The sequence below is a fragment of the Bradyrhizobium sp. B117 genome (assembly GCF_038969555.1).
Lineage (GTDB): Bacteria > Pseudomonadota > Alphaproteobacteria > Rhizobiales > Xanthobacteraceae > Bradyrhizobium.
Genome location: NZ_CP152414.1, coordinates 7,022,976 through 7,036,236, shown reverse-complemented (window position 1 = coordinate 7,036,236; position 13,261 = coordinate 7,022,976). Strand labels below are relative to the sequence as shown.

At 63.7% G+C, this 13,261-nt stretch carries 10 protein-coding genes; 6 read left to right on the top strand and 4 right to left on the bottom strand.

Going from position 1 to position 13,261, the window contains the following annotated elements; genetic code table 11:
* Window positions 1–99 precede the first annotated feature (99 nt).
* The gene (locus AAFG16_RS34110) at window positions 100–972 is read right to left on the bottom strand and encodes an SDR family oxidoreductase (RefSeq protein ID WP_342732377.1); all 873 of its coding nucleotides are present in this window, start codon (window positions 970–972) and stop codon (window positions 100–102) included.
* Between the two features lie 105 nt (window positions 973–1,077).
* On the opposite strand from AAFG16_RS34110, the gene AAFG16_RS34105 reads away from it, so the two are divergent.
* The 3 genes from AAFG16_RS34105 (at window position 1,078) to AAFG16_RS34095 (ending at window position 3,804) form a co-directional block, all read left to right on the top strand.
* Complete coding sequence (locus AAFG16_RS34105; RefSeq protein WP_342732375.1) at window positions 1,078–1,887, top strand: crotonase/enoyl-CoA hydratase family protein; 810 nt, start codon at window positions 1,078–1,080, stop codon at window positions 1,885–1,887.
* A gap of 166 nt (window positions 1,888–2,053) precedes the next feature.
* On the top strand, window positions 2,054–3,598 hold the full coding sequence (locus AAFG16_RS34100; protein WP_342732373.1) for an acyl-CoA synthetase: 1,545 nt from the start codon (window positions 2,054–2,056) through the stop codon (window positions 3,596–3,598).
* Complete coding sequence (locus tag AAFG16_RS34095) at window positions 3,595–3,804, top strand: hypothetical protein (protein ID WP_342732371.1); 210 nt, start codon at window positions 3,595–3,597, stop codon at window positions 3,802–3,804. Before AAFG16_RS34100 ends, AAFG16_RS34095 begins: the two co-directional genes overlap by 4 nt.
* Before the next feature lie 35 nt (window positions 3,805–3,839).
* Here the strand turns inward: AAFG16_RS34095 and glgX are convergent, their stop codons facing one another.
* Window positions 3,840–5,957, bottom strand: coding sequence for a glycogen debranching protein GlgX (gene glgX / locus AAFG16_RS34090; protein ID WP_342732369.1), 2,118 nt, complete (start codon window positions 5,955–5,957; stop codon window positions 3,840–3,842).
* A gap of 224 nt (window positions 5,958–6,181) precedes the next feature.
* On the opposite strand from glgX, the gene AAFG16_RS34085 reads away from it, so the two are divergent.
* The 3 genes from AAFG16_RS34085 (at window position 6,182) to ppc (ending at window position 10,826) form a co-directional block, all read left to right on the top strand.
* Window positions 6,182–7,384: a rhomboid family intramembrane serine protease gene (locus AAFG16_RS34085; protein WP_342732367.1), complete on the top strand. Its 1,203-nt coding sequence runs from the start codon at window positions 6,182–6,184 to the stop codon at window positions 7,382–7,384.
* A gap of 49 nt (window positions 7,385–7,433) precedes the next feature.
* Window positions 7,434–7,838, top strand: a complete 405-nt coding sequence (locus AAFG16_RS34080; RefSeq protein ID WP_027558645.1) for a YccF domain-containing protein — start codon at window positions 7,434–7,436, stop codon at window positions 7,836–7,838.
* Between the two features lie 198 nt (window positions 7,839–8,036).
* Window positions 8,037–10,826 carry a phosphoenolpyruvate carboxylase gene (ppc, locus tag AAFG16_RS34075; protein WP_342732364.1) on the top strand — a complete coding sequence of 930 codons (2,790 nt, stop codon included), beginning with the start codon at window positions 8,037–8,039 and terminating at the stop codon, window positions 10,824–10,826.
* Between the two features lie 131 nt (window positions 10,827–10,957).
* Here ppc and AAFG16_RS34070 read toward each other — a convergent pair whose 3' ends face one another.
* The gene (locus AAFG16_RS34070; protein ID WP_342732362.1) at window positions 10,958–12,070 is read right to left on the bottom strand and encodes an SMP-30/gluconolactonase/LRE family protein; all 1,113 of its coding nucleotides are present in this window, start codon (window positions 12,068–12,070) and stop codon (window positions 10,958–10,960) included.
* A 129-nt stretch (window positions 12,071–12,199) separates the two neighbouring features.
* Window positions 12,200–13,114, bottom strand: coding sequence for an SDR family oxidoreductase (locus tag AAFG16_RS34065; protein WP_283080826.1), 915 nt, complete (start codon window positions 13,112–13,114; stop codon window positions 12,200–12,202).
* Between the last annotated feature and the right edge of the window lie 147 nt (window positions 13,115–13,261).

Below are 13,261 nucleotides of genomic sequence, written 5' to 3'. Positions count from 1 at the left end.
GCCCTACAACTCTTCGCTGTGGTTATGGGTCCCTGCTTTCGCAGGGACGACAATTGCGGGTGGGGCGAAAGTGTCAGCCACTTGCAAGCTTTCGCACAATCACCCCCGTTTCGCCCGATCCTTCTCGTTCTGCGCCATGATGCTCTCGCGCGCGGCTTTCCAGTCGTCGTCGCTCCAGTCGCGGAGCTGGTAGAAATTGCCGCCCATGGCGAGCGCCTGCGCGCCGTCCATGGCGATGGTCTCGCCGTTGATCCAGTCGCAGCCGCCGGAGATCAGGAACACCGCGAGGTTCTGCAATTCCTCCATGGTGCCGACGCGGCCCATCGGGTTCATCGCCTTGGTGCGCGCGCCGGCTTCGTCGCCAGGCTTGATGCGCTTGCTCATGCCCTCAGTCGGAATCTCGCCCGGCGCGATCGTGTTGAGGCGGATGCCGTAGCGGCCCCATTCGGTCGCAAGCGACATCGTCATGGCATGGATCGCCGACTTGCTCATCGCCGACGGCACCACATAGGGCGAGCCGTTGCGCACCCAGGTCACGGTGATCGAGACGACGTTGCCGGGCTGCTTCAGGGCGATCCAGCGCTTGCCGACCGCTTGGGTCACGTAAAACGTGCCGTGCATGACGATGTTGGCGACCGCATCAAATCCGCGCGGCGACAGTTCCTCGCTGCGCGAGATGAAATTGCCCGCGGCATTGTTGATGAGATCAGTCAGCGGTCCGTCCCGAAAGATATTCTCGATCATCTCTTCGACCGCGAGCGCATTGCGGATGTCGACGCCGTGGCTGGTGACGCGGCCGCCATACTGATCCATCAACTCCGTCGCAGTCTCGTCGCACACGATCTTGCGCCGGCCGCAGATGTGCACTTCGGCGCCGAGCTGGAGGAAGCGCGCCGCCATCGACTTGCCGAGCCCGGTGCCGCCGCCGGTCACGAGAATGCGCCGCCCAGCCAGAAGATTTTCCTTGAACATGGCTGTTTCTCCCGTACGGATTGTCAGTTAATTGGTCGATTGACTAAATCTGGCCGCCAGCTTCCTGTAAAGCGGCACTGAACAAGAACAGGGGAGAATTGATCCATGGAAGAGCGCATCTCGATCTCGATCTCGGAAGGGGTTGCCGACGTGCGGCTGGTGCGCGCCGACAAGATGAATGCGCTGGATCAGGCCATGTTCGAGGCCCTTGTCGCGGCAACAGAGCGGCTTTCGAAGGAAAAAGGGCTGCGCGCCGTCGTGCTGTCGGGCGAAGGCCGCGCCTTCTGCGCCGGCCTCGACATGGGGCGTTTTGCCGCCATGAAAGAGAAGGGCGGCAACGGAATTCCGGGTGGCGAAAATCGCGATCTCACCAAGCGGACGCATGGCCAGGCGAACTTTCCGCAACAGGCGGTATGGGGATGGCGTCAGCTTCCGGTTCCAGTGATCGCGGCGGTCCATGGCGTTGCCTTCGGTGGCGGATTTCAGCTTTCGCTCGGCGCCGACATGCGATTTCTCAGCGCAGATGCGCGGATGTCGATCATGGAGATCAAATGGGGCCTCGTCCCCGACATGGCGGGCACGCCGATCCTGGCCTCGCTCGTGCGCGACGACATCCTGCGCGATCTCACCTATACCGGCCGCATCTTCTCCGCGCAGGAAGCGATGACATATGGTCTCGCCACGCGCATCTGTGACGATCCACGCGCTGCGGCACTCGAAGCCGCGCGCGAGATCGCCGGCAAGAGCCCCGATGCGATCCGCGCGGCGAAGCGTCTGCTCAACAACCTCTCGGTCGATCCGGGTCCTGCGCTGCTCGCGGAGTCCGTCGAGCAGCAGAAGCTGATCGGCAGTGCGAACCAGACCGAGGCGGTGCGCTCGAATCTGGAGAAGCGCGCGGCGAAGTTTGCGGATTGAGTCTCTCCGTCATGGCCGGGCAAAAGCGCGAAGCGCGTCTTCGCGCTAGATGTCCCGGCCATCCACGTTCTTGATCCAGGCGGCGAAGCAAGAACGTGGATCACCGGGACAAGCCCGGTGATGACGACTAACTAAGATCGGCGCACAACAATAAAGAAAAACAATAATGAGCGAAACGTCCCCATTCCTCGGCATCGTCTCCGGCGAGCGCCGCCGTTCCCACGCCGAGGTCACCAATCGCGCCGATCGCATCGCCTCCGGCCTCGCCAAGATCGGCGTCCGCCAGGGCGATTGCGTCTGCATGCTGATGCGCAACGACATCGCCTTTCTGGAGGCGGCCTACGCCGCGATGCGTTTGGGGGGCTATGGCGTGCCGATCAACTGGCACTTCAAGCCCGAGGAGATCAACTACATCCTGAACGACACCGGCACGTCCGTGCTGATCGGGCATGCCGACATGCTGCATGCCCTGCGCGATGCGATTCCCAAAGGCGTCACCGCGCTCAGCGTGCCGACGCCGCCGGAGATCCTGTCCAACTACAAGATCGATCCCGATCATCTGAAGACGCCGGATTTCGCGATCGATTTCGAGCCCTGGCTCGCGCAATTCCAGCCCTATGACGGCCCAGTCGTGCCGCAGCCGATGAACATGATCTACACGTCAGGCACGACGGGCCATCCCAAGGGCGTGCGGCGCAATGCTCCGACGCCGGGGCAGCAGGCCGCCGGCGAACGCATGCGCGCGATGATCTATGGCCTTAAGCCCGGTGCTCGCGCGCTGCTGCCGGGGCCGCTCTATCATTCCGCGCCGAACTCGTTCGGCATCCGCGCGGGCAAGCTCGGCGGCGCGCTGGTGCTGATGCCGCGCTTCGAGGCCGAAGAATTTCTGGAGCTCATCCAGCGCTACAAGATCGACACCATCTTCATGGTGCCGACCATGTTCATTCGCCTGATGAAGCTGCCGGAAGAGGTGCGCAGGAAGTACGACGTCTCCTCGCTCCGCCACGTCATCCATGCCGCCGCGCCGTGCCCGGCCGACGTCAAGCGCGCCATGATCGAATGGTGGGGGCCGGTGATCTACGAGTTCTACGGTTCGACGGAATCAAGCGCCGTCACCTTCGCAACTTCCGAGGATGCGCTGAAGAAGCCGGGTACGGTCGGCAAGATTTCGCCCGGCGCCGAGCTGCGCTTCATCGGCGAGGACGGCCGCGTGCTCGGCGTCGGCGAGATCGGCGAGATCTATTCCCGCATGGCGGAGCTTGCCGACTTCACCTACCACAACAAGCCGGAGAAGCGCGCCGAGATTGACCGCGGCGGTTTCATCACCTCGGGCGACGTCGGCTATATCGACGCGGACGGCTACGTCTTCATCTGCGACCGCAAGCGCGACATGGTGATATCAGGGGGCGTCAACATCTATCCGGCCGAGATCGAATCCGTGCTGCATGCCGTGCCGGGCGTGCATGATTGCGCGGTGTTCGGCATCCCCGATGCCGAGTTCGGCGAGGCGCTGATGGCGGTGGTCGAGCCGCAAGCGGGCATCACGCTCGATGCCGGCGATGTCCGCGCAAGGCTGAAGACTTCGCTCGCCGATTACAAGGTGCCCAAGCACATCGAGATCCGCAGCGGGCTGCCGCGTGAAGACTCCGGAAAAATCTTCAAGCGCCGCTTGCGCGATCCCTATTGGGAGCGGGCGGGACGGAAGATTTGACATTCGACGAGAATCCGGAGGGTGGGCAAAGCGAAGCGTGCCCACCAAATTCGATTACGGAGACAATGGTGGGCACGGCGCAAGCGCGCCTTTGCCCACCCTACGAGATAACGGATGCGGAAACATTTGTCATGAGCGACGCTGCGAAGGAAGTTCTCTACACAGTCGCGGACCACATCGCGACCATCACGCTCAAGGTGCCATGAAAGCCTTCATGGACAGGCAAAGCGGATCTGCGCTCCTAAACCAGCTCCCCGCCGACGAACAGCAGGAACGACCGCCCCGGCACCTTGTAGATGCTGTCGAACTCGAACCGGGCGCCTGACCCGCCGTCCCCGACATTGGTATCGAGCAGCAATGACCAGCATGGGCCGGCCGAAGTGTGCGGCAGCTTGAAGTCGACCTCGCCCTCAAAACTGTTGAGGACGATCAGCACGCTGTCGTCCTCGCCGCGGCGCGGGATCGCGGTTTTTCGCGCGCGGCCGTCGAGGACGACGCCAAAGCACTTCAGCCAGCCGGTCTGCCAGTCGGCGCTCGACATCTCGCTGCCATTGGCATTGAGCCAGACCACGTCGCGGATGTCGAGCTTGGTGTCGTGCGCGCCGGTGAGGAAGTGGCTGCGGCGCAGGATCGGGTAGTCGCGCCGGAGCTCGATCACGCGCTTGCTGAAAGCGAGCAGCTTCTGCGCGTTCTCGCCCATGTTCCAGTCGAACCAGGAGATGTCGCTGTCCTGGCAATAGGCATTGTTGTTGCCTTGCTGGGTGCGGCCGAACTCGTCGCCGCCGAGCAGCATCGGCGTGCCCTGGGAGAGCAGCAGCGTCGCCAGCATGTTGCGTTTCTGCCGTTCGCGCAGCGCAATGACGTTCTTGTCGTCGGTCGGGCCCTCGACGCCGCAATTCCAGGAGCGGTTGTTGGAATTGCCGTCGCGGTTGCCCTCGCCATTGGCCTCATTGTGCTTGTCGTTGTAGCTCGCCCAGTCGTTCAGCGTGAAACCGTCATGGGCGGTGATGAAATTGACGCTGGCCCAGGAGCGGCGGCCGCCCCAGCGGGCGAAGATGTCGCCGGAGCCGAGCAGCCGCGATGCGAGCGCGGACGGCGGCGCCTCGCCGCGCCAATAGTCGCGCGCGGTGTCGCGAAACCTGTCGTTCCACTCCGCCCAGCCGGGCGGGAAGCCGCCGACCTGGTATCCGCCAGGGCCGCAATCCCAGGGTTCGGCGATCAGCTTGACCGTCGACAGCAGCGGATCCTGGTCCATTGCCTTCAGGAAGCCGCTCTGCTCGTCGAAGCCGTAAACCTCGCGGGCGAGAATGGTGCCGAGATCGAAGCGGAAGCCGTCGATATGCATATGGCCAGCCCAGTAGCGCAGCGAGTCCATCACCATCTGGATCACGCGCGGATGGGAGAGATTGACGGTGTTTCCGGTGCCGGTGTCGTTGATGTAATAGCGCCGCCGGTCCGGCAGCAGGCGATAGTAGCTCGCATTGTCGATGCCCTTGAAGGACAGCGTCGGTCCGAGCTCGTTGCCTTCGGCGGTGTGGTTGTAGACGACGTCGAGGATCACTTCGAGCCCGGCGCCGTGGAGCTTCGACACCATCTCCTTGAACTCGCGCAGGCTGTTCGGCACGTCGGAGGCGTAGCGCGGATCGGGCGCGAAGAAGCCGACGGTGTTGTAGCCCCAGTAATTGACGAGGTTCTTCTTCAGAAGATTGTCGTCGTTGATGAATGAGTGGATCGGCAGCAGCTCGATCGAGGTCACGCCGAGCGATGTCAGATGGGCGATCAGCTCCGGCGCGGCGAAGCCGGCATAGGTGCCGCGAAGGTTCTCCGGAACAGCCGGGTGCTTCTTCGTGAAGCCTTTGACATGGGTCTCGTAGACGATGGTCTCGTCCCAATGGACGTTCTGCCGCGCCGCCTCGGCCTGCCAGTCGAAATCGGGATCGACCACCACGCATTTCGGCATGAAGGGCGCGCTGTCGCGCTCGTCGAAGGTGAGGTCGTCGCCGGTCTCCATCTTGTAGCCGAACACGGCCGGGTCCCATGTCAGGCTTCCGGCATGCGCCCGCGCATAGGGATCGAGCAGCAGCTTGTTGGGATTGAAGCGATGACCCGCGTCGGGCTGATAGGGGCCGTAGACGCGGTAGCCGTAGAAGATGCCCGGACCGCACCCGGCGATGTAGCCGTGAAAGACCTGGTCGGTATATTCCGGCAGCTCGAAGCGGTGCGTCTCTCGCTCGCCGTCAAACAGGCAGACCTCGACCTTGGTGGCGTTGGCGGAGAACACCGCGAAATTCGTGCCCTTGCCGCTCCAATGGGCACCCAGCGGATAGGGCAGGCCCTCCTCGATGATGAAATCGGACATGTGAACCCCCAGGCCCCGATGGCCGCGACGGCAACGCCAACGCCTGCCGAATGTTTCAAGCGGCGTGCCATTCTGGGCCGTGTGCACGTCAGTTCGATGAAACGTCGGTTTTGATCGCGCAAGAGTCGGCGAGGCCGTTCGAGGCAATCGCGCCGAGATCAATGAGTGGCTCGCGAACTCTCGTCGGAGACAATCGACTTCGCCTGTCCCGCCCATGAGCGAGGATGCTGCACGACCCCTATGATATGCAAGAGAGACGGTGCACGCAAGAGTGGCAATTGCCGATTGGGTTCGCTACGCTGCGATTTCCATTTGCATCCGATTGCGATTCTTTCATGCCCGCATACCGCAGCAGCCCCGGCTTTTTCGAAATCCCGCACGCCGCCGTCTACGCGGTCATGACCGTGACGGTCCTCGTATCGGGGATCTGCTTCATCCAGGCGGGTGGCCCGTCGGCGCCGGCGGAGCTGCTGTATCGCTACGGCGGCATGTATTCGACCGCAATCGCGCGGCATGAGTATTGGCGGCTCGTCGCCTACGGCTTCCTGCACGTCAATTTCGTTCATCTGACGATGAACATGCTGTGTCTTGTGCTGTGGGGAGGACATCTCGAAAGACGGATCGGGCCGGCCTACTTCCTCATCATCTATCTCTGCGCGATGGTGTTCGGCGCCGTCATCGGCAATGGCATCCATTCCACCCCCTATTTGACCGTCGGAGCGTCCGGCGCGACGTCTGGCATTCTTGGTGCGCTGCTCTGCCTGTGGATCCTCGGCAAGCTTGACATCAGGTTCGACTTCTTCGCGATCAACATCGGCTTGAACATCGCGTTCGCCTTCAGCAACTCGCGTATCGACTGGGGTGTCCATCTCGGTGGCTTTGCCGCCGGTTTGATCGCCTGCGCGGTGCTGGACCTGGTCGAGAAGGCGAATGCCTATGCGCTTCGTTGCAAGTTTCCCGAAGCCGTGAAGGTCAATCTGACGTTGCTCGTCTGCGTCACTGCGCTGTGGACATGGAGCGGTCAGGCCCAGACCGTCGCCGCGGGGGCTTCCGGATGGGGGCTGACGATCATCGTCGTGCTCGCATGTTGCGCCGTCGTGAAGTTGGTTGATCTCGCACTCTCCATGACGAAGGGTCTCGCGATCGTCGTGGGGGCCCTGGCCGGAGCGAACGCCGCCGCCGTGATGATTTGCGGTTGGGCACTGTCATTTTCTTGCACACCGCGCTGGCCAACTGGATCCGTTCCGCTCGACAATTTTCTCGTCATATTCTGCCCGAATCCGCTTCTCATCTCGGGATTGGGCGCGATTGGCGCTGTCGCGCTGACGCTTTGGCTCTGCGCGAAGGATATTTCGCGAGGGATCGAAGATGTTGGGTTTGTCGGCACGTCGCTGCGGGCCGAACGCAGCCGGCGTCATGGACTATGACCTCGGGCATCGTGTTATAGTGAGGGATCACTGACCCGCGGATCGTCCCATGTCCCCCGTTTCCATCCTGCTTAACATTCTCTGGATTCTCATCGGCGGCGCCTGGATGGCGTTCGGCTGGCTGGTGGCTGCGGTCATCATGGCCGTCACCATCATCGGCCTGCCCTGGGCGCGGGCGGCGTTCAACATCGCGGTCTACACGCTGCTGCCGTTCGGCTCGCGCGCGGTCAATCGCTACGACGTCACCGGCGAGAGCGATATCGGCACCGGCCCGCTTGGGGTGATCGGCAACATCATCTGGTTCGTGCTCGCCGGCTGGTGGCTGGCGCTCGGCCACCTCGTGACCGCGCTGGTGCTCGCGATCACCATCATCGGCATCCCCTTCGCCTGGGCCCATCTGAAGCTCGCCGGCATCGCGCTCTGGCCGATCGGCAAGGTGATCGTGCCGGCATAGGCATGATCCGGAAAAGTGCGAAGCGGTTTTCCGAAAAGATCATGCCTAAACAACAACCTAGAGCGCGAGGACGATTGTCTTCGCGCTCTAGCCCCCTGGGTGTGCGCCGCCCCCAACTTCGTCTTGCGCTGCGGCAAAAAACTTGCACACTCGGTCGGCCGGGGAGCCATACGGAGCTCTACTCAGGGGAGCGAGCCAATGTCCCTCCAGACCATACCATCCGACGCGCCTGATCACCGCCCCAACCGTTCCGAGGACGTTCAGGTCACGGAAGCGGAAGCGCGGCTGCGCGACGATATCCGCCTGCTCGGGCGCATTCTGGGCGACACCGTGCGCGACCAGGAGGGCGCCGACGTGTTCGACCTGGTCGAGCGCATCCGGCAGACCTCGATCCGGTTCCACCGCGACGAGGACCGGCTCGCCCGCCGCGAGCTCGAGCAGATCCTCGACAGCATGTCGATCTCCGAGACGGTGCGGATCGTCCGCGCCTTCAGCTATTTCTCGCACCTCGCCAACATCGCCGAGGACCAGAACAACATCCGCCAGATGCGTGCCGGCAAGGGCGGCGGCTCCGGTGTACTGGCGGAGACGCTGGCCCATGCCAGGGCCGCGGGCATCAACTCCGATACCTTGCGCAGCTTCTTCAAGAGCGCGCTCGTCAGCCCGGTCCTGACCGCGCACCCGACCGAGGTCCGCCGCAAGAGCACCATGGACCGCGAGATGGAGGTCGCCGCGCTGCTAGACCGCCGCGAGCGCGTCGCGCTGACCGCGGACGAGGCCGCCGCCAGCGACGAGCAGCTGCGCCGCGAGGTGCTGACGCTGTGGCAGACCAATCTGCTCCGCCGCACCAAGCTCACCGTGCTCGACGAGGTCGCCAACGGCCTGTCGTTCTATGACTACACCTTCCTGCGCGAGGTGCCGCGGCTGGTCAACGTGCTGGAGGACCGGCTGGAGGAGGGCGGCGAGGCGGCCGCGAGTGAGCTCGCCTCGTTCCTGCGCATGGGCAGCTGGATCGGCGGCGACCGCGACGGCAATCCCTTCGTCACCGCCGACGTCATGCGCGGCACGTTGCGGCTGCAGTCGAGCCGGGTGATGCAGTTTTACCTCGAAGAGCTGCACGTGCTCGGCTCCGAGCTGTCGATCGCGGCGCATCTCGCCGACGTCTCCGAGGAGCTGCGCACGCTGGCGGAGCGATCGCCCGACACCTCGCCGCATCGGAGCGGCGAGCCTTATCGGCTCGCGGTCTCCGGCATCTATGCCCGTCTCACCGCAACGGCGGAAAAGCTCGAGGTCGAGATCACGCGCCGGCCGGTCGGCAAGGGGAAGCCTTACGAGAGCGTCAGGGAATTGCAGGCCGATCTCGACGTGCTGCACCGCTCGCTGATCTCCAACAATGCCCGCGTCATCGCCCGCGGCCGGCTGCGGCTGTTGCGGCGCGCGGTGGATTGCTTCGGCTTCCATCTGGCGCGGCTCGACATCCGCCAGAATTCGGCGGTGCACGAGCGCACCATCGCCGAGCTGATGGATGCCGCCAATCCCGGCATGTCCTATCTCGCGCTCGGCGAGGACGCGCGCATCTCGCTGCTCACCAACGAGCTGCGCTCGACGCGCGCGCTGGTCTCGCCGTTCGTGAAGTACAGCGACGAGACCATGGGCGAGCTCAACGTCTTCCATGCCGCAGCCGAAGCGCATGCGAAGTTCGGCTCGGATGCGATCCCCCAGTGCATCATCTCGATGTGCAAGGGCATGTCCGACATGCTCGAGGTGGCGGTGCTCTTGAAGGAAGTGGGGCTCGTCCATCCGTCCGGGCGCAGCGCCATCAACATCGTGCCGCTGTTCGAGACCATCGAGGATCTGCAGGCTTCATCCGGCATCATGGACCGCATGCTGTCGCTGCACGATTACCGCCGCCTCGTCGACAGCCGCGGCAGCGTGCAGGAGGTCATGCTCGGCTACTCCGACAGCAACAAGGACGGCGGCTTCGTCACCTCGGGCTGGGAGCTCTACAAGGCCGAGATCGGTCTCGTCGAGGTGTTCGAGCGCCATCACGTACGGCTGCGCCTGTTCCACGGCCGCGGCGGCTCGGTCGGCCGCGGCGGCGGGCCGAGCTATGACGCCATCATCGCGCAGCCTGGCGGCGCGGTGAATGGCCAGATCCGCATCACCGAGCAGGGCGAGATCATCTCGTCGAAATATTCCAACGCCGAGGTCGGCCGCAACAATCTGGAGATCCTCGCCGCCGCCACGCTGGATGCGAGCCTGCTTCAGCCGCGCCAGAGCGCGCCGCGCCGCGAATATCTCGCCGCGATGGACGAGCTGTCCAACCTTGCGTTTAGGGCTTATCGCGGCCTCGTCTACGAGACCGACGGCTTCGTCGATTACTTCTGGGCCTCGACGGTCATCAACGAGATCGCGACGCTGAACATCGGCAGCCGTCCGGCCTCGCGCAAGAAGACCCGCGCGATCGAAGACCTGCGCGCCATTCCCTGGGTGTTTTCCTGGGCGCAATGCCGCCTGATGCTGCCGGGCTGGTACGGCTTTGGCAGCGCGGTCGAGCAGTGGATCGCGGCGCATCCGCAGCAGGGCATGCCGTTCCTGAAAGAGCTCTACAAGGAATGGCCGTTCTTCCGCATGCTGCTGTCGAACATGGACATGGTGCTGGCCAAGAGTTCGATTGCGATCGCCTCGCGCTATGCCGAGCTGGTGCCGGACGAGGCCTTGCGCGAAAAAATCTTCGGCCGCATCCGCCGCGAATGGCATTCCTGCATCGAGACGCTGCTCGACATCATGGGGCAGGACCGCCTGCTGCAAGGCAATCCGCTGCTGGAGCGCTCGGTGCGCCACCGCTTCCCCTATCTCGATCCGCTCAACCACGTGCAGGTCGAGCTGTTGAAAGAGCACCGCGCGCAGAACCCGGACGAGCAGGTGCTGCGCGGGATTCAGCTGACGATCAACGGCATCTCGGCGGGGTTGAGGAATACGGGGTAGGGGCGACGCTGCCGCCACACACTCAGCCGTCATGCCCGGGCTTGTCCCGGCCATGACGGCTTCCCTCGCTTGCGCTACCACGTGGATGGCCGGGTCAAGCCCGGCCATGACGCGTGGTGAGAGCGTAGCACTCAACAGAAATGCGCGCCCTGCGTCTCCACATAGACCGAATACAGCGACTGGCTCGCGGTCATGAACAGGCGGTTGCGCTTCTTGCCGCCGAAGCAGAGGTTGGCGCAGGTCTCCGGCAGCAGGATCTGCCCGATCCGCGCGCCGTCGGCGCCCGAGAACACCTGCACGCCGTCATAGCCGGGGCCAACCCAGCCGGCGCCAACCCAGATATTGCCCTCGGTGTCGACGCGCAATCCATCGGGGAAGCCTGACTTGCCCTCGAGCTTCATGTCGATCAGCTTCTTCGGGTTCGACAGTTTCGGCCCGTCGATGTCGTAGGACCACACCACGTTCTCGGCTTGCGGATAATGCGTGATGCCGGTGTCGCAGACATAGAGCTTCTTGTAGTCGTGAGAGAACGCGATGCCGTTCGGCTTGAACGGCTCGTCGGCGACCTTCGCGACCTGTCCCGTCTGTGCGTCCAGCCGGTAGACCGCTTCCTTCTGGTAGGGCTGCAGCGAGCCTGTGTTGGCGAGCTTGCCCTCGTAGATGCTGATCGCGCCATAGCCGGGATCAGTGAACCAGATCGCCTTGTCGTTGGGATGCACGACCATGTCGTTCGGCCCGTTCAGTGGCTTGCCGCCCGCCTGCTCGGCCAACGTCGTCACCGCGCCGTCGTGCTCGTAGCGGACGAGACGGGTCCGCTCGGCGGTGATCTGGCGTCCCTCGGTGTCGAACGAGTTGCCGTTGGCCTCGTTCGACGGCTTGTGGAACTGCTCGGAGATATGGCCGTCGTCGTCGAGATAGCGCAGCTGCCGATTGGCCGGAATGTCGCTCCAGACGAGATATTGTCCCTGCGCATTCCACGCCGGTCCTTCCGCCCACAGGCAGCCAGTGTAGAGCCGCTTGATCGTGGTGTTGCCGACCTTGGCCTTGAAGCGCTTGGGATCGATGACGAGGATGTCAGGGTCGGGGTAGCGCTGCGGCTCGGCATTGGCGCCGAAGTCGCGGGCGTCGGCCTTCGTGGCGAGCAGGCTGATTGCGGCGACAGTTGCCGCGCCCTTGAGGAGCGTACGGCGGCCGAGACCGCCGGTTGCTGTCGTGGCGTCGGAGTTGGTCAGTATTCTTGTCATGGTTTCCTCCCAAAGTTTGTTGGGAGGACACCATTCGCCCGCATTCAGGCATAAAGCGGGGCGATCTCCGGACCAGACAACCAGAGACCGCAGCGCAGGGATGCCAAAAATGTGGCTAGACGGGAATCCCTACACGGGGTCCCAGGGGAAGATGTCGGCCGAACGATCGAGCTTGTAGAACGATCCCTTCAGCGCCGGCATGCCGTGTTCCGCAATCGACTGCGGCGTCCAGCCCTCGCTCCGGTGCACCGAGCGCAGCGGGCGGTTCTGGCTGAACAGGAACAGCTCGTTCATGCGCGCGCCGAAGATCTGCCCGGTGACGTCCTTGGCGGCGTCGGAGAGCAGATAAGCGCAGATCGGCGCGATCTTCTCCGGCCCCATCTGCTTGATCTTCTCGACACGGGCCTTCTCGGCCTCGGTCTCGGTCGGGATGGTGCCGATCATGCGCGTCCAGGCGAACGGCGAGACGCAGTTGGAGCGGACGTTGAAGCGCCCCATGTCGAGCGCGATCGATTTCGATAGCCCGATGATGCCGAGCTTGGCGGCGGCGTAATTCGCCTGGCCAAAGTTGCCGATCAGGCCCGAGGTCGAGGTAAAGTGGACGAAGGAGCCGCTCTCCTGCTCGCGGAAGATGCGCGCCGCGGCGTGGCTGACGTAGAACGAGCCCATCAGATGCACCTTGATGACGGCCTCGAACGCTTCCACGCTCATCTTGTGGAAGATCATGTCGCGCAAAATGCCGGCATTGTTGACGACGCCGTCGAGCTTGCCGAAGGCATCGGTCGCAGTCTTCACGATCTTGCTGGCAGGGATCGCTTCGGCCACCGACTCGAAATTGGCGACGGCCGTGCCGCCGCGCTTCTTGATCTCCTCCACCACTTCTTCCGCGGGCGTGGCGCTGGTGCCCGCGCCGTCAGCGGCCCCGCCGGGATCGTTGACGACGACCTTGGCGCCTTCGGCAGCACAGAGCAGCGCGATCTCGCGCCCGATGCCGCGGCCTGCGCCGGTGACGATGATGACCTTGTCCTGAAGTGATTTGCTCATGTGGGTTCTCCGCTATGCGTTCCAAATTCCGCCGTCATTCCGGGGCGCGCCTCTTGGCGCGAGCCCGGAATCCATAACCACCATCGGGGGTATGGATTCTCAGATGCGCAATTGCGCATCATAGCTCGTCGCTTCGCGCCGCCCCGG